Origin of the sequence: Pseudonocardia xinjiangensis, from assembly GCF_050948425.1 — a bacterium.
Lineage (GTDB): Bacteria > Actinomycetota > Actinomycetes > Mycobacteriales > Pseudonocardiaceae > Pseudonocardia > Pseudonocardia xinjiangensis.
In genome coordinates this window covers 4,860,086-4,884,377 of the sequence record NZ_CP192009.1, presented here as the reverse complement: position 1 = coordinate 4,884,377, position 24,292 = coordinate 4,860,086, and the positions used below count along the sequence as shown (strand labels likewise).

The window sequence follows — 24,292 nt, the reverse complement described above, 5'->3', positions numbered from 1 at the left end:
GCAATGCACATTCGGACGCCATGGTGGGCGCCCGGACGGTGTCGCGGCGAGGAGGACGAATGCTGTCAGCCGAGGACAACGAGCTGTTGACCCGCGTGGGGCCCGGCACGCCGATGGGCGCGCTGCTGCGCCGCTACTGGACCCCGGCGCTCCTGGTCAGCGAGGCGCCCACCCCCGACGGCGATCCCGTGCGGGTGCGGCTGCTGGGTGAGGACCTGGTGGCGTTCCGCGACACGAACGGCCGGGTCGGGCTGATCCAGGAGAACTGCCCGCACCGCGGCGCGTCGCTCTACTTCGGACGCAACGAGGAGTGCGGGCTGCGCTGCCCGTACCACGGCTGGAAGTTCGACGCCGACGGCGCGTGCGTCGACATGCCCAGCGAGCCGTCCACCAGCGTTTTCAAGGGCAAGGTGAAGCTCACGGCCTACCCGACCCACGAGTCGGGGGGGATCGTGTGGACCTACATGGGCCCGCCGGAGGAGATGACCCCGTTCCGGGACTTCGGCACCGAGTCCCTCGCGCCCGAGCACGTCGCCGCCACGAAGATGCACACCACGTGCAACTGGGTGCAGGCGATGGAGGGCAACCTCGACACCTCCCACGTCTCGTGGCTGCACCAGTGGGACGGCATCGACGACATCCCCGACGACGGCAGCGACAAGCCCGGTTACCCGTCGAATGCGATGTCGTGGAAGTTCTGGCGCCACGACCGGGCGCCGCGACTGGAGATCGAGGACACCTGGTACGGCTTCAAGTACGCCGGCATCCGCACCACTCCCAACGGGTTCACCCACGTCCGGATGACCGCGTTCTGCTACCCGTACAACACGGCTGTCGCGACCATTCCGTTCGGTGTCCGGCAGAGCATGTTCGTGCCGATCGACGACGAGAACTGCTGGCGGTACAGCTTCACCACCCGCGTGATCGACAACTCCCGCGGCGTGGGCGGGGCGAACCTGTTCGCGGTGGCGCCGTTCCGGCTCGCCCGGGCCGAGGTGAACGGCAACGGGATCGTCCCCCGTGAGTACACGGCCGAGAACGACTACGGCATCGACCGTGACGAGCAGCGGTCGACGACCTACTCGGGCGTCGCCGAGTTCGCCAGCCAGGACCTCATGGTGACCGAGTCGATGGGTCCGATCTATGACCGCACCCAGGAGCGGCTGGGCACCTCCGACAAGGCGATCATCCGGATGCGCCGGCTGCTGATCGCCGCAGCCAAGCACGTCCGGGACGGCGGCGCGGCGCCTGCCACCTCCGCCGACCACGACTACCGCGAGGTCCGTTCGGCGGAGAAGATCCTGGAGCCGGGCGAGGAGTGGCGCATTCTCGGCACCAACGAGGATCCGTTGGTCAAGGAGATGGACATCGCCTGGGCATCCGACCGCGCTCCCGTCGCGGGGTCCTGACCGCTGCCCCGGGCCTGCCGCGAGGGTCGGTTCGAGTCGTCGACGCCATGGGCGTGGTTTCCGGACGGATAGCCGAGCACCGGAGCGTCGGCAGTCTTCTCTCGCTCCTCACCCCGTCGGATGCCGCGCCGGTCGTGCCGGATCCTTGTTCGTCCGATTGAACCGGAACGGCCCATCCGGGGCGATTGACAACAACCGACCGATTGCGCCGGCATCCGAATCCGGCGAAACCGCACCGGGAGTGCGGGAAGGTTGTTACAGCGGAAGTACCGACTCGAATCCGAGCTTGACATCAGCGAAACGGCGGTTGAACGTAGTCGGCGTGTACAAGACGACGACGTCGAGCATCAGCGGGATCGACCGACCCTTGCGGAGACGTCAGAGCGCCGGCGTGTGCGTCAGCGTGACGCCGCGCGAATTCCGCGATGGGGGTGAAATCGGTTGACCACGTCCAGAAGTACCAGACCTGACGACCGACCGGACGACCGTAGTGTGGACCTGGCCGCCGCAACCGCGTCACCAGGCCTTTTGGCGGTCCGGGATCGGCTGCTCGTGTGCTTGGCGTTCGCGTCAGGTATCTACGAGGCGGTCTGTTTCATTTCCTTCGGTAAAGTCTTCACGGCGTTCCAGACCGGAAACATCGTGTTTCTCGGTCTCGGTATCGCCGGCGTCCGGCCGCCCGATGGTCCGGACCAGGTACGCGTCCTCATATCCCTCGCCGCGTTCGCGATAGGCGCGATGGTGGCGGTGCGGATCCTGAAGGCGTTCGACGGCGACGAGGAACTGGAGGACGACGAAGTCTTCCAGGTCTGGCCGCGCCGCGTGTCGGCCGCACTCGGGGTCGCGCTCGTCGCACAGGTCGCCTTTCTCGCCCTGTGGGTCGCCTTCCCGCTGTCCAGCGATGTCGAGAACATCCTGGTCGCCCTGAGTGCGTTCGCCTTGGGCATGCAGATGAACGCCATCCGGTCGCTCCACGTGCCGGGCATCTCCACCACGGCCGCGACCGCCACCTTCATCACCTTGGCAACCGGTGCCGCAACCTGGTCGCACAAGGCGCCCGCGGCACGTCGCCTGACCGGGGTCGTCGTGGCCTTGATCCTGGGCGCGTTCGTGGGCACCTGGTTGCTCAAGCACGCGCACCCGTACGCCGCGGTCCTGCCGGTGATCGTGATCGGGATCGTGATCGTGATCGCTGCGGTTTCCCTGAAGGAGGACCACGCCCAACGGCGGTAGCCGACCGACAAGTCCACCAGGCGGCTCCCGTGCACCCGGTTCGCGTGCACGGGAGCCCCGTCATGTGCGCGGTCGCCACTCCTCCTTGCCGTTCGCGACGGGCAACGGTGTGGCGATCGGCGGGAGGTGCGCGGCGACGAGCCCCACGGCGTCGTCGAGGGACCTGCTGCCGTCGATCACCTGCTCGCCGGGAATGCCGAGCAGGTCGTGCGGGACGTACCACCCGCGCATGTCGTCGGGGGTGAACTCGCGTGCCTGCGGACGGCCGGTGTGGCGACGCAGGGTCTCGTCGAAGGGCACGTCGAGGTAAAAAACCGTCGTCGCGCCCCGGTGCGCGTGTGCGAGACGGGTGAGCATCGGGCCGTAGCGGCTTCCGTGCAGGATGCCTTCACAGATGACGTGGTAGCCGACGTCGAGGGCGAAACGGACGACGTGTTCGATGAGCGCGGCGGCGTTGCCGCCCGGCACGTCGCGTTCGCGCAGCACCGTCCGGCGCAGGTAGTCCTGCTCGACCAGCGCGCAGCCGCGGCCGTAGCGGTCGCGGACGGCGCGGGCGATGGTGGACTTCCCGGATCCGGAGTTGCCACGCAGGATGACCAGGCACGTGTCCGGGCTTCCGACCGGCGCATCCTCGGTCGTCCTCGGCCCCTCGTTCACCATCCGCTCATCGTGGCGGAGGCCTCGGCCGGGGAAAGCCGCGGGCGACGTGCCGGCGTGGCTCCCTGCCAGCAGGGGTGGTCCACCCCGGCCAGCACCAGACCGCGACGGTTGCTGGCGGTAATGCGCGCAGCAGGTGTGGCCGCGACGCTTGTGGTATGCCCAAACGGAGCGCCGGGTCAGGCCATCGCGCCCACGACGTGTACCTCATCTCGGTGATCGGAGTACGCGGCACTCCGTATGCCTGCCCCGACGTCTCGGCGGTCGACAACCACATCGCCTGGTTGTACCGGCGGATCGACGGCGCGGAATCGGCGAGCTCCATCCAGGACCTCTGGGCGGACATCGACCTGCTGCTCGAGCGGCGCATGTTCCTGCAACTGGACCTCCAGATCACCGACGCCGCATGACGGCAGCGGTGATCCGGTACCAGGGTGGTTCCCACCCGGAGGGGAGACGGCCATGAGGTTCCACGTCGTTGCGCAGTGGCTGTGCCGGACGTGCGATGTCGAAGGGCGTGACCCGGAGAACGAGCCGAGCTGCTGGAACTGCGGCGGTGAGGTCATCGTGACGGCCCGGCCGACCGTGGCGACGGAGCGGTGCCGCACCGAGCCGTAACGGTAGGGTTCGCCGCCGGGCCACGAGTGCGTGACACGGGAGGGGCCACCATGACCCTCGACCACGTCGCACTCACGCTGCCGTTCCGTGGCACATGGCTCACCCGCAACAGCCCGGCGCGGCGCGTCCCGAGCCACGGCACCCATCTCTTCGCCACGACGTACGCCGTGGACTTCATCGCCGTCAGGGGACGGCGCACGGCAATGACGCGGGACTGGCGAACGCTGGTGTCCACGGAGCCGGCGGACCGGTTCTTCGCCTTCGGCCAACCCATCCTCGCACCGGCGGCCGGCCGGGTGGTGGCGGTCCACGACGGGGAGACCGACCACGAGGCGCGGCGGTCGCAGCTCGCGTTGCTGCCCTACGCCCTGACCCAGGCGGCCCGGGTCCGCGGGGGTGCGGGCGCCATCGCAGGCAACCACGTGATTCTCGAGCTGGCCGGTCATGCCGGGTACGTCGTGCTCGCCCACCTGCGCGCCGGCTCGATCCGGGTGGGCGAGGGCGAGCCGGTCGCGCTCGGCCAGGAGCTGGGCGCCTGCGGAAACTCGGGCAACTCCACGCAGCCCCACCTGCACATCCAGGTCATGGACTCGGCCGACCCGTTCGCAGCGCGTGGCCTCCCCATGTCCTTCCGGGACTACCGGCTGTGGAGCCGGGCGGACGGGCCGCCGGTCGAGGTCGAGCAGGGCGTCCCCGGCGAGTCGGAGGTCGTCGAACCGCTGTGACGCGGCCGGCCTGCGTCGCGGAGAGACCCGGTCAGGACCGCCGCGTCCCGCACGGATCACGCGTTCATGTGATGTGCGCGGGAAGCGGCCGCGGGGAGGCTGCTGCCGGGCAGGCAGACGACCCGACCGGAGGAACGGCATGCACATGACGCGGCGATGGGCCTGGCTGGGGGTGCTGGTCGTCGGGCTGCTGCTGTTCGAGGCCGTCCGACACACCCTCATCGACACGGGGAACCCGAACCTCGTGCCGGCGCTCATCCTGCTCGGTGCGGCCGTCGTACCGGTCACGTTCGTCGCGTTCATCGCGGGCCGGAGGCTGCAGTACGGGGTCGGCAGCGCGACGATCGGGCTCACGGCCCTGTTCGGTGGCGTGGTCGGCGTGGTCACCGCGGGGACGCTCGAGTACGACACGCTGCGTGACCTCGACGTCGTGCCCATGATCGCCGTCGGGTTCATCGAGGAGGCCGCCAAGCTCGTCGTCCCCGTCGTGCTCCTGTTCGTCATCCGGCCCCGCCATCCCGCGGACGGGCTGGTGCTGGGTGTCGCGTCCGGCGCTGGTTTCGCCGTGCTGGAGACCATGGGCTACGCGTTCGTCGTGCTCGTCGAGTCCGGCGGCAACCTCGCCGCGGTCGACGGTGTGCTGCTGTTGCGAGGCCTGTTGAGCCCCGCGGCGCACATGGCATGGACGGGCCTCACGGCCGCAGCGCTGTGGCGCGCCGCCGGCCAGGGCTGGTCGGCCAGGACGATCGGCGGTTTCGTCCTCGTCTTCCTCGCCGCGGTGGCGTTGCACACCGCATGGGACAGCATCGGGAGCACGGTCGGGTTCGTCGTCCTCGCGGCGATCAGTCTCTGGCTGCTGACGTACGCGGCGCATCGGCTGGGCGAACACCAGTCCCGGCACCGGAGCCTGCGTCCGGCGCCCGGCGTCAGTCCGCGCTGACGGCTGGACGATGGTGCACACCGCAGTCGGAGGGAGATTCTCGTGAGTGATCGACGACTGGTTGCTGCCGCCCTGCTCGGCCTCGGCGGAGGTCTGCGGTCCTTCGCGCCACCCGTGGCACTGGCCCTGCACGGTCGTGGGCCCCTCGCCGGAGCTGCCCGGTTCATCGCCTTCGGTGCAGCTGTCGGCGAGGTCATCGCGGACAAGCAGCCGCAGATGGGCAGCCGGCTGGCCCCGCGGGGCCTGGGGCTACGGCTCGGTTTCTCGAGCACCGGGGGAGGTGATCTGGGCGGCTGGGAGGGCGCGGGGATCGCCGCGGTCGCGGCGCTGGCCACCGCGTTCGCCGGCTCGCGGCTGCGGACGACGGTGCAGGGCCGACCGGCTCAGCTGGCGGCGGCGGTCGCGGAGGACGCGCTCAGCTACGGGCTCGTCCTCGCCGCGGTCCGCATGCGGTGACCACTCACCACATGAGGTGAAGCGATCGGCCGTGGGTGGTGGGAGGCCCGTGGCCGGCCGCAGGCTGCGTAGCGGTCCGCCGATGAGCGGGTCGGTGACGGAGGAGAACCGGTGCAGTTCCAACACGTGGTGGAGCTGGTGGGCACGGCCGTCGATGCCGTGGGGGTGGCCACGATCGTCGTGGGAACGGTCGTGGCGAGCGTTCTCGCGGCTCTCGGGCTGGCCCACCGGCGGGCAGATGTGTACAGCGACTATCGCCGTCGCCTCGGCCGGTCGATCCTTCTCGGGCTGGAGTTCCTCGTTGCCGGTGACATCATCCGGACCGTCGCGGTCTCACCGACCTACGCGAGCGTCGGGGTGCTGGCTCTGATCGTGGCCATCCGCACCTTCCTCAGCTTCTCGCTGGAGCTGGAGATCACCGGCCGGTGGCCGTGGCAGAAGACTGTCGACGTGGCCGCCGCCGGCGCTCGACCAGCCCGGTAGCTCCCCGATCCGCCGGTTCAGCGGGTCCGGATGGCCGCGCCCGGTGGAGGTGGGCTATACCGGACCGGGGACGCTGGGCATGTGCCCTACGAGAGGTGGTGCCGTGGACGGGATAGCCGACATGGGGGGCACCGAGGGCTGGGGCCCCACCCACCCGCCCCGCAGAGGCGAGCGGGTCTTCGAGGAACCCTGGCAGGGCCGGGCGTTCGCAGTGACCCTGCTGTCCCAGCGGGTGGCCGGATACAACGTGGACGCCTTCCGCCACGCGCTGGAGAGCCTGGACCGGGCCGCGTACCTGGACGACGGCTACTACGGCCGCTGGCTCAACGCCGCCGAGCGGATGCTCACCCGGAGCGCCATCCTGGCCCCGGGAGCGATCGACGCCCGCGCCCGCAACCTGCGTGGCGAGCACGTCGAGGAACCGCCGGTCCCCGAGCCGGCCAGGCCCGACTACGCCCCTACCGCCCCGGGTTCGCTGCGCACCGTGGACGTCGAGCCGGCTTTCGCCACGGGCGAGCGGGTGCGTGCCACGGACATGTCGCCTGCGGGGCACACCAGACTGGCGCGCTACGTGCGCGGGCACATCGGAGTCGTCGAGCTCGTCCAGCCCGCCGCGGTGCTGCCGGACACCAATGCGCACTTCCTGGGAGAGAACCCGCAGTACGTCTACACGGTGAGGTTCGACTCGCAGGAGTTGTGGGGTCCCGACGCCGAGCCCTTCGCCGTGACCGTCGAGCTGTTCGAGAGTTATCTGGAGAAGACGGCATGACGAGCACCGGATCCGCCGACCGCATCCCCGCCCCGCTGCGCACCGAGGCTCTCGAGCAGCTGCTCACCGAACGGGGTCTGATCGACCCGAACGTGATGGACAAGCTCATCACCGAGTACGAGACGACCGTGGGTCCGCTCAACGGCGCCAAGGTCGTCGCCAAGGCGTGGACCGACCCGGAGTACCGGCAGTGGCTCCTCGCCGACGGCACCGCCGCCATCCGCGAACTGGGCTTCATCGGCAGGCAGGGCGAGCACATCGTGGTCGTGGAGAACACGGCGACCACGCACAACGTCGTGGTCTGCACGCTGTGCTCGTGCTACCCGTGGTCGGTTCTGGGCCTGCCACCGAGCTGGTACAAGGACCCCGCCTACCGGGCGCGGGTGGTCAGGGAACCGCGCACGGTGCTGTCCGAGATGGGCCTGGAGCTCGCCGACGACGTGCAGATCAGGGTGCACGACTCCAGCAGCGAGGTGCGCTGGCTGGTGCTGCCCGAACGTCCGGCCGGTACCGAGGGTCTCACCGAGGACGAGCTCGTGCCGCTGGTCAGCCGGGACGCAATGGTCGGTGTGGCGAAGGTCAGCGCGCCATGACCGCCCCGCTGGACCTCGACGGGCCGGCCGCGCCGCCGCGCTCCAACGGCGAGCTGGTGTTCGCCGAACCGTGGGAGAGCCGCGCCTTCGGCATGGCCGTGACGCTCCACGATGCGGACGTGTTCACCTGGCCGCAGTTCCGGTCCGCGCTCGTCGCCCGGATCGCGGCCTGGGAGGCCGCCGCCACCGGGGGCGAGAGCTGGAACTACTACGTGCACTGGCTGGGCGCGCTGGAGGATGTGCTGGCAAGCCGGGACCCGCGGTTCGCCGACGAGGTCACCGCGCGAGCCCGGACGTTGGCCCAGCGCCCCGCCGGTCACGACCACGACCACGACCACTGATCGGTAACTCTCAGGCGTCGTGGCCGACGGGGACGAGGTCGGTGCGGTAGACGTCGGCGGCCCGGAAGCTCGCGGGGACGCCCAGCTCGTGGGCAACGGCGGCGATCGCGGCGTCGCCGATCTCGAGGTCGACCTGGCCGTCCCGGGTGAAGTACGGGGTGACGAAGCGGTCGAGATGGGCCCGGATCTCCTCGTCGGTGTGGCGGCCCATGAAGCTGCGGACGTGCCCGACCACGGTGTCCGGTCGCTCGTGGATGGTGCGCAGGGCGCGTCGGTTGGCGCGGACCACCGCGTGCAGCGCAGGGCTGTCGAGGGGGACGTAGGTGGGGTCCACCATCACTCCCACCGTCGGGATCTGGAAGTGGTCGCCCACCCAGGCCAGCACGCGCCAGCCCTCCTGTTCGGCCACCTGTTCAGGCGCCATCGTGCTGCCCACCAGTGCGGCGTCGATCTCGCCTGCCCGGAGCCTGCGCAGGTGCATCCCGTAGTCACCGGGCGAGCGGTACTGGCACTCGAGGTCGTTGTCCGGATCGATGCCGTTGCGTCGCAGCACGATCCGGGCGAAGCATCCCGGCGCGGTCCCCGGGGCATGCACGGCGAGCCTGCTGCCCTTGAGATCCTGCAACGACTCCAGGGGGCCTCGGGCGAGGAACCAGAACAACGGCCGGTGGGTGCTGACGCTCAGCCCGGTCCACGGGATGCCGTCGGTGAGCCGGGACAGCATGGACCGGCCCAAGCCGATCGTCGCGCCACGACGCAGCCGTTCGATGTCCCAGGCGCCCCCGTCGCGCAGCGCGACGTGTACGCCTTCGTCCTGGAAGTAGCCTTCCTGGTCCGCGATGTAGGCGACCAGTTCCTCGTGGATGCCGCGCCCGACATATGCGAGATCGAGTGTCTCCATCGTCGTGGTGCCCTTCAGCTCGGTCGGTCCGTGACTCAGTCCATCGCCTGGCCGCCGTTGACGGGTGCGAAGCTGCCCGTCGTGAATGCGGCCTCGTCGCCTGCGAAGAACGCCACGGTGCGAGCGACGTCGATCGGGCGGGCGAGTCGTCCCAGTGGCGTGGCTGCCGCGATCTGTTCGATCAGCGCGGTGTCGAGCTTCTCGGTGGCCCAGGTCTGGTCGACGGTCGAGGGGGCCACGACGTTGGCCGTGATGCCGTGCTGCCCGAGTTCCTGGGCCACGAAGCGGACGAACTGGCCCAGGGCCGCCTTTGCCGTGCCGAGTGCGATCATCCCGGGACGGGGCTGCCGGGCGAGCCCGGTGCTCAGGTAGACCAGCCGCCCACGCCGCCGCTCGATCATGTCGGGAATCACCGCTTTGGTCACCAGGAACGCGGCATGCATCTCCTGGTCGAGCTTTCCGCCGAGCTGTTCCCACGTGATGTCCTGGAACGAGGTCATCGCGAACGGGGCCAGTGCGTTGTGCACGAGCACGTCGACCCCACCCCACCGATCACGGACGTCGCCGACCAGGCGATCCACGTCATCGGGAACCGTGACGTCGGCCTGCGCGGCGAACGCCTCTCCACCGGCCGTCCTGATCGCGGTGACGACCGCGTCGGCCTCGTCGCGGCTCCAGCGGTAGTTGACCACGACCCGCATCCCGCGCTCGGCGAGCAACGTGGCGCAGGCTTCCCCGATTCCGCGGCTCGCGCCCGTCACCACTGCGACATAGGACATTCGTGGCCTTCCTTCCCGCCGTTTCCGGTTGCCTGCGGCCCGCGGCCGCCGGTCGTGATACCGGTGCCTTTCGGACGCGGTGAAGAAGAGGTCGCCGCAGAAAAGATGGCTCCCGAATATCCCCTGTGTCCGGGCTGTCGGAATGGCCAAGATTCCGAATCCTGGTGGACGGAAATGACGATAGAGAGGGTGATTTCGATCCGCAACCAGGCTCCGCGGGCGCCGGCCTACCGGCCGAAGGCGGTCAGGAACCGGTCGCGGAAGGACTCCATGGGCCAGACCGGAGCCTGCGGGCCGGGCCGCAGCCCCTCCTGCCATCCCCACCCGGCGGTCCGGTCCAGGACGGCGCGGTCCCGGGTGACGATCGTGATCGGGACGTCCCGGCCGGTGTCGTCCCCGGCGACGAAGGCAGCGGGCTGGTGGTCGCCGAGGAAGACCAGCACCAGATCGTCGTCGCCGTGGGTCTGCACGTACGACACGAGGGTCGACAGCGAGTACTCGATGGAGCGGCGGTACCCGTCGCGCATGCGGTCGGGGTCGCTCTCGACGGCCTGCACGGGATCGTTCTGCCCGGCGCCCGGGCGGTCGTACACCGAACCGTCGCCGACGGCGTCCCAGTCGAGGAGGCGGGGGACCTTCGCCCACGGCCAGTGGCTGGAGACGAGGGGGATCTCGGCCATGAGCGGCCCGCGGTCCGGCTTGCTGCGCTCGGCCTTCTCGAAGGCCGACAGCGTGTACTGGTCGGGGGTCTGGAAGCCGGAGTAGGTCTCCGACCGGTTACCGAGGTTGGCGGAGTCGTAGCTCCGGTCGAAGCCGTAGAACTCCTTCTCCGGCCAGGGACCGGTGTTCGACGGCATGACCGAGACGGTCTGCCAGCCGCCGCGCTGGAACGCGCTCGTGAGGGTCAAGCGGTCGCTCGTGACGAGCTTGTCGAAGCTGTGCTGGTTGGTGACCCGCAGTCCGGAGAGCAGCGTGGCGTGCGCCAGCCAGCTGCCGCCGCCTGCCACCGAGGACGTGAGGTAGGCGCTGCGGGAGGCGAACCTGGCCGCGCTCAGCGTGCGGGTGCCGTCGTCGAGGACCGCACCGACCGTCGGCGCGAACTCGGGGCTCTCCAGCGCCGAGCGCCCGTAGCTCTCGACGTAGGCGAGGACGACGTCCTTGCCGCGCAGCGCGGTCAGCAGGTCAGCGTCCGGTGTGCCGCTGAAGGGGTCCGAGGCGGCCTGTTCGTCGAAGATCTGCTGGTCCCGCAGGCTCGTGGACACCTGCTCGGCCGTCTGGACGCCGAGTGCGACGGCGCTCCTGGCCGCCACGGGCACGGGCGCGACGATCTGGGCACCGAACACGACGCAGGCGAGCCAGGCGGCGGTGAGCACCGCGACGGTCCGGATCGAGGCGGTCCGGTGACGGGCCGCGAGGCTCGCCAGGCGCCGGACGGACAGGGCCATGAGCACGACCAGGGCGGCGGCCGCGACGAGCGCGCCGACCGCGGCGCTGATCGCGCCGGTCCGGCCCATCGAGTCCTCGACCAGCTTCACGCCACTGGCCAGCTGGGACCAGTCGAAGATCGGGTCGAACGGGCGGGACAGGATCGCGAGGAAGCCCATCTGCAGCACCCGCAGCAGTGTCAGCAGGCCGAGCGCCGCCCCGGCGACGAGGGCCACCACCCGACGGGCCCGCGGGGGCAGGACGATCAGGAGCGCGACGCCGAGCAGCCCTTCGATCGGGATGCGCAGGAGCGCAGGCAGGCTGACCTGTCCTACCTCCCGCGGCGCGACGAGGGCGACGAACACCAGTATCCCGGCCAGGCACGTGAGAACCGCCGGGATCGCGGCGCGTCGGGATCGCTTGTCGCTCCGGGCTGCCGTGGCACCCCCTGCCGGCTCGTTCCGAGCGTGCGGGCGGGGTGGGGTGCGAAGCGACAAGCTGGAGATCCTTCCTGTGCGGCGGTCCGGTGCCCGTGGTTCGGCGGGCGGAAGATGTCTCCCGCGCAGCACGGGGGGACCGGTCCACGTGATCGACGGACCGGATCAGAGTCGCTGGATGATGTTCGATCCACACTGTTCGCACGGATCCGGCGAACCGGAGGTTCACCTGATTCCGCCTCGGGATCACATCCGGGTTCTAGGGAGCGGCCGGAGGGTCGTCCTCGTCGAGCCCCGCGACGATCAACGTGAAGTCGACGTTCGTCTCGACGTGTTCCTGGTACTGGGCCAGCACGTCCTCCACGGGATCGCCCTCCGCGCGGGCGAGGTTCTCGAAGCCCGCAGCCGCTGCCCGGGCCAGGAAGAGCCCCGCGATCTCGACGGCGCGGTGCCCGTGTTCCTCGCCGAGGGCCTCGAGCAGCTCGACGACCGCGTTGCCGGAGCCTTCGAACCTGTTCTCGTGCTCGGCCACGACGAGCCGGATGGCGCCCATGGCCGTGTTGACGGCAGCGGTGATGCCTTCGTGTCTCACGCCTGGACGGTAGGGCAGGAGACGCCGTCCCACCCGTTATCCGGCCAGCTCGACGCGGAGGATGCGGTCGTCGCCGGGGCGCGGGTCGGTGCCGCCCCAGGTCGCCTCGTCGGTGTTGGACGTGACGATCCACAGCGCGCCGTCCGGCGCCGCCTCGACCGCGCGGATCCGCCCGTGCTCGCCGACGAAGTGGGAGACGGGAGGCCCGGCAGCCTGCCCGGCGCTCACCGGGAGCTGCCAGAGCCGCTGCCCGGACAGCGCCCCCATCCACAGCGAGTTGCCGGCGAAGGCGATGCCCGACGGCGAGGCCTCATCCGGATGCAGGGCGAAGATCGGCGGCTCGCCGGTCGACCCGTCGACGCCCTCGGCCCCGGGCCAGCCGTAGTCCAGGCCGGGACGCAGCACGTTGACCTCGTCCCAGGTGCGGTGGCCGAGCTCCGAGGCGTACACCGTGCCATCGGGGCCGAACGCGATCCCCTGCACGTTGCGATGGCCCAGCGAGTACACCGCGGTGCCGTCCGGGTTGCCCGGGGGCACCGAACCGTCGGGCCGGATCCGCAGCACCTTGCCGTTGAGTGACCCGGGGTCGGGGGAGCGGTTCTCCTCGAAGGCGTCGCCGGTGCCGATCCACAGGTTGCCGTCCCGGTCGACGGCCAGCTTGCCCCCGTGATGACGGTCCGCCGTGCCGATCCCGTCCAGCACGGTCCGCCCGGGGGTCATGGAGCGCAGGTCCGCACCCACGTGTACCGCGACGACCCGGTTGGCCGGGGTGGCGGAGACGTAGGCGTAGACGGTGCGGTCGACGGCGAAGCCGGGGGAGGCGGCGATGCCCAGCAGGCCCCCTTCGGCGCTCTCGGTCACGCCCGGGACCGTCCCGAGCTGCGTCACCGGCCCACCCTCGGCCGGGACGTGGCTGATCTCCCCGGAATCGCGGCTCGACACCAGGGCCGAGCCGTCCGGCAGGAACGTCAGCCCCCACGGCATGCGGAGCCCCGAGGCGATCTCGGTGACGCGCCCGGGCGTCGACGTGTCGACGGGCGCGACGGGTCCCCGTGGTGCGGCGGTCACCGGCGGGACGACCGGTGTGACGGCGGGAGCACTGTTGTCGTCGGCGTAGTTCCGGGCGGGAGGGGCGGCGCTGCCGGGGCGGCCGGAGTCGGACCCGCCCCCTCCGGCCGCACATCCCGCCGCCAGCGTGAGTACGGCCAGCGCCGGCAACGCGGTACGAAGACCTCTCGCGATCCCTCTCATGGCCAACTCTCCTGCTCGACGGCAGCGTGCTTCCGCCGGTAACTGAAACACGCTGCCGGCGTCAGCGCAGCGCTGCTAACATTTAGGTGTTACCGTTGGCAGCATGGAAGCGACGGTCACCCGGGAGCGCATCGTGGACGCAGCCGCGGCGTTGCTGGCCGAGGGTGGGCGGGAGGCGGTGTCCACCCGCGCGGTGAGCGCGGCCGCCGGCGTGCAGGCGCCGACCATCTACCGGATCTTCGGTGACAAGCAGGGCCTGCTCGACGCGGTCGCCAGCCGCGGTGTCGCCGACTACCTGCGCGCCAAGACCGCGCGTGAGCGCGACCCGGACCCGGTGCAGGACCTGCGGCGGGGCTTCGACCTGCACGTCGGCTTCGGCCTGGCTCATCCCGCGCTCTACGCGCTGATCTACGGCGAGCCGCGGCCGGACGTCGAGTCCGCCGCCGAGCGCGAGGCCACCGCCGTGCTCGCCGGCATGATCCGGCGCATCGCCGAGGCCGGTCGGCTGCGTGTGAGCGAGGAACGTGCAGTGCGCCTGGTGCACTCCGCGGGCTGCGGAATCACGTTCACGCTGATCGGGCTGCCTCCCGAGCAGCGCGACCCGGCCCTGTCCGAGCTCGCCCGGGAATCGGTGCTGGCCACCGTCACCACGGACCGGTCGGTCCACGCCGGGTTGGACGCCGGGCCCGTCGCCACGGCGGTCACCCTGCGTGCCGCACTGCCGCAGCTCTCGGCGCTGAGCCGCGCGGAGCGGAGGTTGCTGGGGGAATGGCTCGACCGCCTGGCGGCCGACCGGTAGCAGATCCGGGACCCGCCCGGTCAGAGGGTCAGCACGATCTTTCCCCTGGCGTGCCCGGACTCGCTCAGCTCGTGCGCTGCGGCGGCGTCCTTCAGTTCGAACACCGCGGCCAGGGGCACGGTGAAGCGGCCCTCGTCGGCGAGTGCCGCGGCCACGGCAAGGCTCTCGTAGTGGGGTGCCTCCGTCGCACCGGGCCCGCCGGTGCGGGAGATCTCGACACCGTGCTCGGCGGCGCGGAGGTCAGCGATCGTCACGACGCGCGTCGGACCGCCGGCGATGGCCACGAGGTCGGGCAGCGATCCGGAACCCGCGCAGTCGAGCACGGCATCGACGCCGTGGGGCGCCAGGGCGGCGACCCGGTCGGCCAGGCCGGGCCCGTAGGTGGTCGGGATCGCTCCGAGAGCGGCGAGGACGCCGTGGTTGGGTTCGCGCGCCGTGCCGAGGACGGTGGCTCCGCGGGCGACGGCGAGCTGGATCGCGACCGTGCCGACACCGCCGGCTGCGCCCTCGACCAGCAGCGTCGTGCCTGCCTCGACACCGAGCCGGTCGAGGGCTCTGGTGGCCGTCTCGACGTTGGCGGCCGCGCCCCCCGCCTGCTCCCAGCTGAAGGACTCCGGTTTCGGGGCCCAGGCCACGAGCACGGCGAACTCGGCCGCCGCACCGCCGAGCCGGGCGATGTCGACGAGGCCGAACACGGCATCGCCCAGCCGGACGCCCGTGCCGCCGGCGCCGACCTCGTCGACGATCCCGGCGGCATCCACGCCGGGGACGTGCGGGAGGGCGATCGGAACCATGTCCCGCATCCGGCCCGATCGCAGGTAGTGGTCGCCCGGCGTCACGCCGGCGGCCCGCACGGCGATGCGGATCTGACCGGGACCGGCGTGGGGCTCGTCGACCTCGGCGACGGTGAGGACATCAGGGGGCCCGTACGTCGAGAACTGCAGTGCTTCCATGGCTCGGACGGTAATGGAACACCGCGTCCACTTAGCTAAAGTGGGAACGGTGACGGAGCGATCGCCTCAGTTCCTGCGCTCGGACGCGCGGGACAACCGCGACCGGATCCTCGAGGTCGCCCGCGCGACGTTCGCCCGCGACGGGCTCGACGTGACGATGCGCGAGATCGCCCGCCGGGCCGAGGTCGGGGTGGCCACCCTGTACCGCCGGTTCCCGACGAAGGAAGCGCTCGTCGTCGAGGCGTTCGCGGAGCAGATGGCCACGTGCACGGCCGTCCTCGACGACGCACTCGCCGACCCGGACCCCTGGCACGGCTTCTGCACGGTCATCGAGAAGGTCTGCGTGATGCACGCACTGGACCGCGGCTTCACCGCGGCGTTCGTGTCCGCGTTCCCGAGCGCTGTCGACTTCGGTCAGGCCCGCGACCAGGCACTGCGGTCTCTCGCCGAACTCGCCGCGCGGGCCAAGGAGGCGGGAAAGCTCCGTCCCGACTTCGTCGTCGACGACCTGGTCATGGTGTTCATGGCCAACGGCGGGATCCGCGCCACCTCGTCCGCGTCCGCGGTGGCTGCCTCCCGCCGTTTCGCGGCGCTGCTGATCCAGTCGTTCGCCGCCCGCCCCGGCGCCCGCTCCCTGCCGCCGGCGGTCCGCCTCGCGCTGCTGGAGCCCCTCCAGGGCTGACTGCGCGCCGGTAGCTGCCGGCCGGACCGATCATGGTCGTCGCGGTCGGTAACGGGGCGCGGATCACGGCGATAGGCTGAACGTGTGCGTGACGGCCGTTGACGAGCGGCGATTCGACCAAGCTCGGGTGTCGAGCCGATCGCGCACCGTCGCACCCCGTGTCATGAGCGGCGCCCGTCCCGCTCCCGCAGGCGCCGGATCCGGCGGTCCGATGACCATGTCGCGGTCCGCTTCTGTTGACGTTGTACCGTCCAGGGCCGATGACGGGAACGCAGGCCCGTCCCACGTGGCCGACCGGGTCGGGCATCGCTGACGTGATGGGTTGCGCTGGGGGAGCTTCTGCCGGGTGGCGTCCCGTTCTGTCCGACAACTGCCGGGCGAGCAGGGTCACAGCAACTGCTCATGACGTGGCCCGTTGATGCTGTAGCGATCGGCGCGAAGCTCGCGCTGGAGGAGGAACGCGTGGAGAACACGCAGAGTCCCATCGGCCTAGCCGTCGTCGGGGCCGGTTACTGGGGTCCCAACCTCGTACGCAACGCCCAGGCCACTGCGGCCTTCCAACTGCAGTACCTGTGTGACGTCGACGTCGAGCGCGCCCACCGCGTGCTCGGGAAGTACTCCACCGTCCGCGCCTCCGCCTCCCTCGACGAGGTGCTGGCCGACCCGGCCGTGGACGCGGTCGCCGTCGCGACCCCCGCTGCCACCCACCACGCGGTGGTGATGGCGGCGATCGAGGCCGGCAAGCACGTCCTGGTCGAGAAGCCGCTCGCGGCGAGCTTCGTCGAGGGCCGCGAGCTCGTCGAGGCGGCCGAGGAGCGCGGGCTCGTCCTGATGCTCGACCACACCTACTGCTACACGCCCTCGGCCCAGTACCTGCGGGAGCTCGTGCGCGGGGGAGGGCTGGGGACCCTGCAGTACCTCGACTCCGTGCGCATCAACCTCGGTCTCGTGCAGCACGACGTCGACGTGCTGTGGGACCTCGCCCCCCACGACCTGTCGATCTTCCTGTCGATCCTCCCCGACGGCGTCACGCCGGTCTCGGTGTCGGCGCAGGGGTCGGACCCGGTCGGTGCTGGCCGGGCCTGCCTGGCCCATCTCAACGTGCAGATGAACACCGGCGCGATGGCCCACATCCACGTCAACTGGCTCTCGCCCACGAAGATCCGCACCATCGTGATCGGTGGTTCGGCTCGCACGGTGGTGTGGGACGACCTCAACCCGCTGCAGCGGCTGTCGGTGTACGACCGCGGCGTCGACCGGGCCGACCCGGCCGACCTGGGCCGCGACGACCGGGCCGCCACGATCGTCTCCTACCGCACCGGCGACATGGTCGCCCCCGCGCTCAAGGACAAGGAAGCGCTGCGCTCCGTGATGGAGGAGTTCGCCGACTCGATCACGCAGAAGCGCGCGCCGCTCACCGACGGCCGCTCCGGCCTCCAGGTACTCGCCCTGTTGGAAGCGGCCACGGCCAGCCTCCAGCAGGGTGGCGTCTTCATGCCCGTTCTGACCGACCACACGCGTTCCCCCCAGGAGATCTCCCAGTGACCACGAGCACCGGCCAGCCGCTGGCCGCGCAGCGCATCCTCGTCACCGGCGGTGCCGGCACGATCGGCTCCCATGTCGTCGACCTGCTCCTGGAGGCCGACGCCGCCGAGGTCGTCGTCCTCGACAACTTCGCGCGCGGCCGGATGGAGAACCTCGCCGACGCGGTGGCCACGGGCGGCCGCCGGCTCGACGTGGTCACCGGCGACATCAACGACCCCGAGCTCGTGCGCGACCTCATGGACGGCATCGACGTCGTCTTCCACCTGGCTGCGCTGCGGATCACGCAGTGCGCGGAACAGCCGCGGCTGGCGCTCGAGTCGCTCGTCGACGGCACGTTCACCGTGATCGAGGCGGCGGTGGCGGCCGGCGTGAAGAAGGTCGTCGCGTCCTCGTCCGCATCGGTGTACGGGCTCGCCGAGTCGTTCCCGACCACCGAGCGCCACCACCCCTACAACAACGACACCTTCTACGGGGCCGCCAAGGCCTTCAACGAGGGCATGCTGCGCAGCTTCCACGCCATGAACGGGCTCGACTACGTCGCGCTGCGGTACTTCAACGTCTACGGCCCCCGCATGGACACCCACGGGCTCTACACCGAGGTGCTGATCCGGTGGATGGAGCGCATCTCGCGCGGTGAGGCGCCGCTGATCTTCGGCGACGGCGCGGCCACGATGGACTTCGTGCACGTCCGCGACATCGCCCGGGCCAACCTGCTCGCCGCGCGCGCCGACGTCACCGACTCCGTCTACAACATCGCCACGAGCACGGAGACCAGCCTCAAGGGGCTGGCCGAGGCCCTGCTCAAGGTCATGGGCTCCGACATGACTCCCGAGCACGGGCCCGAGCGCGCGGTGAACGGGGTGACGCGGCGGCTCGCCGACATCTCCGCCGCTGCCGAGGACCTGGGGTGGACTCCCGAGATCGGTCTCGAGGACGGCCTGGACGACCTCGTCAAGTGGTGGCGCCACGCCGCCCAGCCGGCTGCAGGGTGAGCCCGGCACGTCCCACGAACACCGTCCGTCCGCAGAGAGGTGACCAATGATCCCGGTGATGCGCCCGCTGCTCGGTGAGGAGGAGGCCCAGGCCGTCGCCGACGTCGTCCGCTCCGGCTGGGTCGCCCAAGGACCGAGGGTGGCGGAGTTCGAGAAGGAGTTCGCCGCGTCCGTCGGCGCGGCCCACGGTGTCGCGACGTCGTCCTGCACCACGGCGCTGCACCTCGCCCTGCACGTACTCGGCATCGGACCGGGTGACGAGGTGATCGTCCCGTCGCTGTCGTTCATCGCCACGGCCAACGCCGTGCGGTACTGCGGCGCGGTGCCGGTCTTCGCCGATGTCGACCCGCTGACCGGGAACCTCACCCCCGACACGATCACCGCGGTCCGCACGCCGCAGACACGCGCCGTGCTGGTGGTGCACCAGGCCGGCGTGCCGGCCGACATCCCCGCCATCCGGGCCGCCTGCGGCGAGATCCCCGTGGTCGAGGATGCGGCCTGCGCGGCCGGCTCCACCCTCGGCGGCAAGCCGGTCGGCCACGGCGCACTGATGGCGGCCTGGTCCTTCCACCCCCGCAAGCTCCTGACCACCGGCGAGGGCGGGATGATCACCACCGACGACGCCGACCAGGCGGCGCGGCTGCGGCGGTTGCGCGAACACGGCATGAGCGTGTCCGCGGCCGACCGGCACGCGGGCGGGCGCAACGTCATGGAGGAGTACGGGGAGACGGCGTTCAACTACCGGCTCACCGACATGCAGGCGGCGATGGGCCTGGTCCAGCTGCGGCGCCTGCCGGCGATCGTGGCCCACCGCCGCGAGCGTGCCGACCGCTACCGCGCTCTGCTGGCTCCGCTCGGGCTGCGCGCGGTGCGTGACCCCGACAACGCGACGTCCAACGTCCAGTCCTTCTGGGTGGAGCTCCCCGAGGCGGCGCCGCCCGTCAGCGAGGTGCTCACCGCGCTGGCCGAGGCCGGGGTGTCGGCGCGGCGGGGGATCATGGCCGCCCACCTGGAGCCCGCGTACGCGGGGCACCCGCACGGGCCGCTTCCCGTCACCGAGCACCTCACCGCCCGCACGCTGATCCTCCCGCTCCACCACGAGCTGTCCGACGCCGACCAGGACCTCGTGGTATCGGCCCTCGCCGCGGCGATCGGCCTGCAGAGCGCCGCCCCGTCGTATCGATGAACCCCGGCTCGACGACCCCCGCTGCGATGACCACGACCCACTCGACGACGACCGAGGAACACCTGTGACCAGTACCCTCCCCACCACCGACCCGGTGCCGCTGCTGGACCTGGCGTCCGCCCACGCCGAGGTGGCCGACGAGATCGCCGCCGGATGGGCCGACATCCTGGCGCGCACCGCGTTCGTCGGAGGGCCACGCGTGGCCGCGTTCGAGACCGACTACGCCACGTGGTCCGGGATCCGGCACTGCGTCGGGGTCGGCAACGGCACCGACGCGCTGGAGCTGGCGCTGCGCGCACTGGGCGTGCGGGCGGGCGACGAGTGCATCATGCCGGCCAACACGTTCATCGCCACCGCCGAAGCGGTCGCCAGGGCGGGCGCCACCCCGGTGCTCGTCGACTGCGACGAGGACACCGCGCTCATCGACGTCGAGGCCGCGGCCGCCGCCGTCACCGAGCGCACGCGCGTCGTGCTGCCCGTGCACCTCTACGGGCAGACGGCTGCCGTCGAGGAGCTCCGCGCGGTGCTCCCGGAGGGTGTGGCGATCCTTGAGGACGCCGCGCAGTCGCAGGGCGCGCGCCGGCACGGGGTGGCCGCGGGCAAGCTCGGGGACATCGCGGGCACGAGCTTCTACCCGGGCAAGAACCTCGGCGCCTACGGCGACGCGGGCGCCGTGCTGACCGACCGCGACGACCTCGCCGAGGCCATCCGGCTGCTGCGCGACCACGGCTCCCCGCGCAAGTACGAGCACAGCGTGCTCGGGTTCAACAGCCGGCTCGACGCCCTGCAGGCCGTGGTCCTGTCGGCGAAGCTGCGCCGGCTCGACGACTGGAACGCCGCCCGCCGCGCCGCCGCCGCTCGCTACGACGAGCTCCTGTCCGATGTGGACGGTGTGGTCGGGCCGGTGGTGGCCGAGGGCAACGAGCCGGTCTGGCACCTGTACGTGGTGCGTGTCGCCGAGCGCGCGCGCGTGCTCCGGGAGCTGCACGAGTCCGGAATCGGCGCCGGGATCCACTACCCCGTGCCGGTGCACCGCACCGAGGCCTTCGCCCACCTCGGCCTCGGCTCCGGCGCCTTCCCGGTCACCGAGCGGCTCGCCGACGAGATCATCTCCCTGCCGATGTTCCCCGACATCACCCCGGCACAGCAGGAGCGCGTCGTGTCCGTCCTCGCCGCGGCGGTCCGCCGGTGACCCTCCCCGGGGTCCGGGTCCACCCGCAGGGCCTCTGCGAGAGCACGGACGTGGGTCCGGGCACCCGCGTCTGGGCTTTCGCCCATGTCCTCCCGGGGGCCCGCGTCGGCCGCGACTGCAACATCTGCGACGGCGCGTTCGTCGAGGACGGCGCCGTTCTCGGCGACCGGGTGACGGTCAAGAACGGCACCCTGGTCTTCTCCGGGGTGACGTGCGAGGACGAGGTGTTCCTCGGTCCGAACGTGCTGTTCACCAACGACATGCGGCCGCGCGCGGCGATCAAGCGGAGCGGCGACGAGCTGCTGCGCACCACCGTGCGCCGCGGCGCGTCGCTCGGCGCCGGTGTCGTGGTCGTCTGCGGCATCGAGATCGGGGAGAGCGCGTTCGCCGGCGCCGGAGCCGTGGTCACGCGGGACGTGCCAGCGCACGCGTTCGTGGCCGGGAACCCGGCCCGGGTCAAGGGCTGGGTCTGCGCCTGCGGGGAGCGGCTCGGGGACGACCTGGTCTGCCCCGACTGCGGCACGAAGCACGAGCGCGCAGGAGCGGGCCTGCGCGCCCTCTGACGCTCAGCGGACCGGCTCGGGGTCGAACCAGTCGGGCACCGGGTTGACGAACCCGGGCCGGATCCGCTCAGCGCTGTTGAAGACGTCCTCCTGGGCGGTGCCCCGGCGCCGGTTCACCGCGCGCTCGGCCACCCAGGTCCCTACCGCCTTGGCCGTGCGGGCGACCTCGCTCAGTGGCGGCGGCCGGTGGTCGGCGAGCACCTGGTCGTACCAGTCCAGCTGCACGTCGATGGCGTGTTCCAGGCTGTAGAACTGGCGCACGAGCGACAGCGCGAAGTCGGCGTTCTCCTTGCGGAGCCCCTCGTCGCCGAGCAGCCGGTCGAGGAGCTGCACGAGCGTGTCCTCGCCCGTGCCGCCGTCGCCGATGCCGTAGAAGCCGTGCCAGCGGAACTGGCGGGCCGACCCGGCGTCGAGGATGCGGAAGAACCCGTGCTCGCCCTGCACCACGCACGGCTTGCCGAAGGCCATCGCCCGCAGCAGCGAACCGCCCATGCCCAGCATGACGTCGGCGGCGGCGTAGGCCGAGCGTGGGTCCGGGCGCTGGCCGGTGAGCACGACCACCTCTCGGCCCGCCTGGGCGTTGGTCTTGTCGGCGAGCGCGCGCAGGTCGGGCATGGCCGGGCCGTCGCCCACGAGGACCAGGCGCATCCGGTGGCGCGGCGCGAGCCGGCCCGCGGCCCGGATGGCGGTCTCCAGGCCCTCCTGCTTGAGGACGCGGGCGAAGCGGCTCACGACCACGACCAGCAGCTCGTCGTCGGCGGCGCCGATCTCGGTGCGGAACCCGTCGCCGGGGAAGCCCGGGTTCTGGCCGACGCAGTCGGTGGGGATCTCCAGCACGCCGACCCGCCCGCTGCGCGGCCGGACGGCCGCGGCGATCACGGGGTTGCAGACCTGCAGGGGCACCGACCCCGGCATGAAGTCCGGCACCGACATGCTGTTGATCGTCATGGTCATCGGCACCCCGCTGTTGCGGTGCGGGCCGAAGAACGCGAGCAGCGACGGGGTGAGCTCGTAGGCGTGCAGGATGTCCGGCCGGAACATGCGGGTGAGCTCCGAGAGCCTGCGGTAGGACCCCGCTGCCCCGTCCATGCTGTCGAGCTGGATGTGCATGTGGCGGACGCCGCGCTCGCGCAGGACGTCGACGAGGGGTCCGTCCGGGCCGGCGACGAGGACGTCGTGGCCCCGGGCGGCGGCGCCGCACGCGAGGTCGACGGCGTTCATCTGGCTGCCACCGAGGTCGAGCTGGTGGACGGCGACCAGGATGCGCAGCGGACGAGCCACCCGCTTGTCGTGGATCGACGAGGTGGGGTTCACGTTCTACCTTCCGCTCTGACCCAGCCGATGGGCTCGGTCACCGGTTCGGATTCGGGTTCTCCCTGTTGCGCGCCGTCCTGGGCGGCGGCTGCGCGGAAGGCGCGGATCAGCGGGACGGCGGCGATCGCGCAGCCGATGGCCTCCGCGCAGAGGTACGCCACGCCGACCCCGGCCACCCCCAGCGGCCGGACGAGGACCAGGGCGAGGACGACGACGATCACGGCGCTCAGCGTCTGCAGGGCCACGACCCGGCCCATCTGCTGCTTCACCCGGGAGAACGCGATGTACATGCTGTGCACGATCGTGAAGGGCAGCGCCGCGGCCATGAGCCGGAGCAGCGTGGTGCCCTCCTCGGCGTAGGCGTCGCCCAGCAGGGAGAGCAACCACGGGGCGCCGACCAGCAGGAACGGCGTTCCGGTGACCCCGATGAGCCACGAGAGCCGCCACGCGCGGCGCATCAGCGCGGGCCCTTGCCGGACGTCGTTCGACGCCTCGGTGATGTAGGACGACGAGATGTTCCACAGCAGGACCGTGACGGCCTCGCTGATCAGCCACGGGAGCGCGTAGTAGGCGTTGGCCTCGGTGCCGAGCATCGTCACCACGATCAGCGGCATGAACAGCGGCACGATGACCGACGTGGCGCCGGTGGCGTACTCACCGACGAAGAGACCGACGAGCGTGCGCCTGCCCGGCAGCGCGACCGCGCCCTCCTTGGAACCGCGCCGGGGCAGCACGCGCAGCAGGAGCACCGGGGTGACGACGAGAACGGCCAGGGCGGCGGGCGCGACCCACGCGAGCACGATCCCGTTCCGCATCGCCGTGACGGCGAACAGCGCGACGAGCCCCAGCTTCAGGCCCGAGTACAGGAGCTGCTCGATCGGGACCCACCGCGCGGCCTGCATGCCGATCAGGACCCAGTCCTGTAGCGCGAAGAGGGCCAGTATCACGACGAGCAGGGGGAACGCGGCGCGTTCCGAACCGGAACCGAAGAGGGTGTCGTCGGTGAAGAAGAGGACGAAGGCGCCGCCGAGCACCACGGCGACGACGGCCGCCACCCCGTATCCCGCCAGCACCATCGCGCGCGCCCGGTGACCGGCCGACCCGAGGAACCGCGTGAAGAGGAGGCCGACCCCGAGGCTGGCCACGACGCTCATCATCATGGCCGTGGAGATCAGCGCGGAGGACCGGCCCACCTCCTCCGCCGGGTAGCTCGCGGCCACACCCCAGAAGACGAGGCCGAACAGCGCCGTCATCCCCGAGGTGGCCATGAGAGCGATCGCGTTCAGTTCGAGGCCGCCGCCGAGCAGCTTGCGCACGCCGCGCCGGCGATCCTCCGCCGCGGGCTCGGGCCCGTCGGCCGAGACCGCCATGAGGCGGACCGTGGCCTCCAGATCCGGGCGACCGAAGTGGGGAGCGTTGCTGGGCTGCGTCATCCCCGGTGGACCCTCTGGAGGCCT

At 71.3% G+C, this 24,292-nt stretch carries 26 protein-coding genes; 17 read left to right on the top strand and 9 right to left on the bottom strand.

The window, feature by feature from the left end; genetic code table 11:
* The first annotated feature begins 59 nt into the window (after nt 1-59).
* Complete coding sequence (locus tag ACQPZA_RS22965) at nt 60-1,409, top strand: Rieske 2Fe-2S domain-containing protein (protein ID WP_433273609.1); 1,350 nt, start codon at nt 60-62, stop codon at nt 1,407-1,409.
* Between the two features lie 492 nt (nt 1,410-1,901).
* Nucleotides 1,902-2,642, top strand: coding sequence for a YoaK family protein (locus tag ACQPZA_RS22960; protein ID WP_433273607.1), 741 nt, complete (start codon nt 1,902-1,904; stop codon nt 2,640-2,642).
* 60 nt (nt 2,643-2,702) lie between these two features.
* On the opposite strand, the gene ACQPZA_RS22955 is transcribed toward ACQPZA_RS22960, so the two are convergent.
* Complete coding sequence (locus ACQPZA_RS22955) at nt 2,703-3,302, bottom strand: kinase (RefSeq protein ID WP_433273605.1); 600 nt, start codon at nt 3,300-3,302, stop codon at nt 2,703-2,705.
* 155 nt (nt 3,303-3,457) lie between these two features.
* On the opposite strand from ACQPZA_RS22955, the gene ACQPZA_RS22950 reads away from it, so the two are divergent.
* From ACQPZA_RS22950 to ACQPZA_RS22915, 8 genes are all read left to right on the top strand, one after another.
* On the top strand, nt 3,458-3,709 hold the full coding sequence (locus ACQPZA_RS22950) for a hypothetical protein (protein ID WP_433273603.1): 252 nt from the start codon (nt 3,458-3,460) through the stop codon (nt 3,707-3,709).
* Nucleotides 3,710-3,967: 258 nt separating this feature from the next.
* Entirely contained in the window at nt 3,968-4,642 is a 675-nt protein-coding gene (locus tag ACQPZA_RS22945; protein WP_433273601.1) for a M23 family metallopeptidase, read from the top strand.
* Between the two features lie 145 nt (nt 4,643-4,787).
* Nucleotides 4,788-5,582 carry a PrsW family intramembrane metalloprotease gene (locus ACQPZA_RS22940; RefSeq protein ID WP_433273599.1) on the top strand — a complete coding sequence of 265 codons (795 nt, stop codon included), beginning with the start codon at nt 4,788-4,790 and terminating at the stop codon, nt 5,580-5,582.
* Between the two features lie 42 nt (nt 5,583-5,624).
* A complete protein-coding gene (locus ACQPZA_RS22935) occupies nt 5,625-6,038 on the top strand; it encodes a hypothetical protein (RefSeq protein ID WP_433273597.1) in 414 nt (137 codons plus the stop codon).
* Between the two features lie 111 nt (nt 6,039-6,149).
* A complete protein-coding gene (locus ACQPZA_RS22930; protein WP_433273596.1) occupies nt 6,150-6,521 on the top strand; it encodes a DUF1622 domain-containing protein in 372 nt (123 codons plus the stop codon).
* 103 nt (nt 6,522-6,624) lie between these two features.
* Nucleotides 6,625-7,290 (top strand): nitrile hydratase subunit beta, encoded by a 666-nt coding sequence (nthB, locus tag ACQPZA_RS22925; RefSeq protein ID WP_433273594.1) that lies wholly within the window; start codon nt 6,625-6,627, stop codon nt 7,288-7,290.
* The gene (nthA, locus tag ACQPZA_RS22920) at nt 7,287-7,883 is read left to right on the top strand and encodes a nitrile hydratase subunit alpha (protein ID WP_433273592.1); all 597 of its coding nucleotides are present in this window, start codon (nt 7,287-7,289) and stop codon (nt 7,881-7,883) included. The genes nthB and nthA overlap by 4 nt, the downstream gene beginning before the upstream one ends.
* On the top strand, nt 7,880-8,224 hold the full coding sequence (locus ACQPZA_RS22915; RefSeq protein ID WP_433273590.1) for a nitrile hydratase accessory protein: 345 nt from the start codon (nt 7,880-7,882) through the stop codon (nt 8,222-8,224). The genes nthA and ACQPZA_RS22915 overlap by 4 nt, the downstream gene beginning before the upstream one ends.
* Nucleotides 8,225-8,234: 10 nt before the next feature.
* Here the strand turns inward: ACQPZA_RS22915 and ACQPZA_RS22910 are convergent, their stop codons facing one another.
* The 5 genes from ACQPZA_RS22910 to ACQPZA_RS22890 all read right to left on the bottom strand — a co-directional run bounded on the left by ACQPZA_RS22910 (nt 8,235) and on the right by ACQPZA_RS22890 (nt 13,609).
* Nucleotides 8,235-9,125: an ABC transporter substrate-binding protein gene (locus ACQPZA_RS22910; protein WP_433273588.1), complete on the bottom strand. Its 891-nt coding sequence runs from the start codon at nt 9,123-9,125 to the stop codon at nt 8,235-8,237.
* 35 nt (nt 9,126-9,160) lie between these two features.
* Complete coding sequence (locus ACQPZA_RS22905; protein ID WP_433273586.1) at nt 9,161-9,904, bottom strand: SDR family NAD(P)-dependent oxidoreductase; 744 nt, start codon at nt 9,902-9,904, stop codon at nt 9,161-9,163.
* A 227-nt stretch (nt 9,905-10,131) separates the two neighbouring features.
* Nucleotides 10,132-11,694, bottom strand: a complete 1,563-nt coding sequence (locus ACQPZA_RS22900) for a sulfatase-like hydrolase/transferase (RefSeq protein WP_433273584.1) — start codon at nt 11,692-11,694, stop codon at nt 10,132-10,134.
* A 331-nt stretch (nt 11,695-12,025) separates the two neighbouring features.
* Complete coding sequence (locus ACQPZA_RS22895; protein WP_169393626.1) at nt 12,026-12,358, bottom strand: hypothetical protein; 333 nt, start codon at nt 12,356-12,358, stop codon at nt 12,026-12,028.
* Between the two features lie 36 nt (nt 12,359-12,394).
* On the bottom strand, nt 12,395-13,609 hold the full coding sequence (locus tag ACQPZA_RS22890; RefSeq protein WP_433273582.1) for a PQQ-dependent sugar dehydrogenase: 1,215 nt from the start codon (nt 13,607-13,609) through the stop codon (nt 12,395-12,397).
* A 103-nt stretch (nt 13,610-13,712) separates the two neighbouring features.
* Here ACQPZA_RS22890 and ACQPZA_RS22885 point away from each other — a divergent pair, with 103 nt between their 5' ends.
* Nucleotides 13,713-14,408 (top strand): TetR/AcrR family transcriptional regulator, encoded by a 696-nt coding sequence (locus ACQPZA_RS22885; protein ID WP_433273580.1) that lies wholly within the window; start codon nt 13,713-13,715, stop codon nt 14,406-14,408.
* Nucleotides 14,409-14,428: 20 nt separating this feature from the next.
* On the opposite strand, the gene ACQPZA_RS22880 is transcribed toward ACQPZA_RS22885, so the two are convergent.
* Nucleotides 14,429-15,361, bottom strand: coding sequence for an NADP-dependent oxidoreductase (locus tag ACQPZA_RS22880; RefSeq protein ID WP_433273578.1), 933 nt, complete (start codon nt 15,359-15,361; stop codon nt 14,429-14,431).
* 49 nt (nt 15,362-15,410) lie between these two features.
* On the opposite strand from ACQPZA_RS22880, the gene ACQPZA_RS22875 reads away from it, so the two are divergent.
* The 6 genes from ACQPZA_RS22875 to ACQPZA_RS22850 all read left to right on the top strand — a co-directional run bounded on the left by ACQPZA_RS22875 (nt 15,411) and on the right by ACQPZA_RS22850 (nt 21,521).
* Nucleotides 15,411-16,043 (top strand): TetR/AcrR family transcriptional regulator, encoded by a 633-nt coding sequence (locus ACQPZA_RS22875; RefSeq protein ID WP_433273576.1) that lies wholly within the window; start codon nt 15,411-15,413, stop codon nt 16,041-16,043.
* A 402-nt stretch (nt 16,044-16,445) separates the two neighbouring features.
* A complete protein-coding gene (locus ACQPZA_RS22870) occupies nt 16,446-17,588 on the top strand; it encodes a Gfo/Idh/MocA family protein (RefSeq protein WP_169393621.1) in 1,143 nt (380 codons plus the stop codon).
* The gene (locus tag ACQPZA_RS22865; RefSeq protein WP_169393620.1) at nt 17,585-18,580 is read left to right on the top strand and encodes an SDR family NAD(P)-dependent oxidoreductase; all 996 of its coding nucleotides are present in this window, start codon (nt 17,585-17,587) and stop codon (nt 18,578-18,580) included. Before ACQPZA_RS22870 ends, ACQPZA_RS22865 begins: the two co-directional genes overlap by 4 nt.
* 46 nt (nt 18,581-18,626) lie before the next feature.
* Nucleotides 18,627-19,766: a DegT/DnrJ/EryC1/StrS family aminotransferase gene (locus ACQPZA_RS22860; protein WP_433273573.1), complete on the top strand. Its 1,140-nt coding sequence runs from the start codon at nt 18,627-18,629 to the stop codon at nt 19,764-19,766.
* A gap of 64 nt (nt 19,767-19,830) precedes the next feature.
* Nucleotides 19,831-20,958, top strand: a complete 1,128-nt coding sequence (locus ACQPZA_RS22855) for a DegT/DnrJ/EryC1/StrS family aminotransferase (protein ID WP_312858846.1) — start codon at nt 19,831-19,833, stop codon at nt 20,956-20,958.
* Entirely contained in the window at nt 20,955-21,521 is a 567-nt protein-coding gene (locus tag ACQPZA_RS22850) for an acyltransferase (protein WP_433273571.1), read from the top strand. Before ACQPZA_RS22855 ends, ACQPZA_RS22850 begins: the two co-directional genes overlap by 4 nt.
* A gap of 3 nt (nt 21,522-21,524) precedes the next feature.
* Here ACQPZA_RS22850 and ACQPZA_RS22845 read toward each other — a convergent pair whose 3' ends face one another.
* Nucleotides 21,525-22,835, bottom strand: coding sequence for a glycosyltransferase (locus ACQPZA_RS22845; RefSeq protein WP_169393618.1), 1,311 nt, complete (start codon nt 22,833-22,835; stop codon nt 21,525-21,527).
* Entirely contained in the window at nt 22,832-24,268 is a 1,437-nt protein-coding gene (locus tag ACQPZA_RS22840; protein WP_169393617.1) for a lipopolysaccharide biosynthesis protein, read from the bottom strand. The genes ACQPZA_RS22845 and ACQPZA_RS22840 overlap by 4 nt, the downstream gene beginning before the upstream one ends.
* Nucleotides 24,269-24,292: the final 24 nt, after the last annotated feature.